2 protein-coding genes are annotated in these 481 nt (G+C 47.0%); both read left to right on the top strand.

Features of this window, described 5'->3' with window-relative positions; all coding sequences use genetic code 11:
* Positions 1 to 13: 13 nt before the first annotated feature.
* Positions 14 to 166, top strand: a complete 153-nt coding sequence (locus tag J0A68_RS22485) for a CII family transcriptional regulator (protein WP_369075010.1) — start codon at positions 14 to 16, stop codon at positions 164 to 166.
* Positions 167 to 198: 32 nt separating this feature from the next.
* Positions 199 to 481: replication protein (locus J0A68_RS22480; RefSeq protein WP_206580504.1), on the top strand; the 283-nt coding region annotated here is incomplete at its 3' end.

The raw sequence follows: 481 nt of genomic DNA, 5'->3' as shown, positions 1-481 counted from the left end.
GAAGAGGGACTGGATTCCAAAGTTCTCAATGCTGCTTGCTGTTCTTGAATGGGGGGTCGTTGACGACGACATGGCTCGATTGGCGCGACAAGTTGCTGCGATTCTCACCAATAAAAAACGCCCGGCGGCAACCGAGCGTTCTGAACAAATCCAGATGGAGTTCTGAGGTCATTACTGGATCTATCAACAGGAGTCATTATGACAAATACAGCAAAAATACTCAACTTCGGCAGAGGTAACTTTGCCGGACAGGAGCGTAATGTGGCAGATCTCGATGATGGTTACGCCAGACTATCAAATATGCTGCTTGAGGCTTATTCGGGCGCAGATCTGACCAAGCGACAGTTTAAAGTGCTGCTTGCCATTCTGCGTAAAACCTATGGGTGGAATAAACCAATGGACAGAATCACCGATTCTCAACTTAGCGAGATTACAAAGTTACCTGTCAAACGGTGCAATGAAGCCAAGTTAGAACTCGTCA

The sequence above is a fragment of the Algoriphagus oliviformis genome, assembly GCF_017254915.1.
Taxonomy (GTDB): domain Bacteria; phylum Bacteroidota; class Bacteroidia; order Cytophagales; family Cyclobacteriaceae; genus Algoriphagus; species Algoriphagus oliviformis.
Note: the sequence above shows the minus strand (reverse complement) of the source record. Positions and strands in the feature narration are given on the sequence as shown.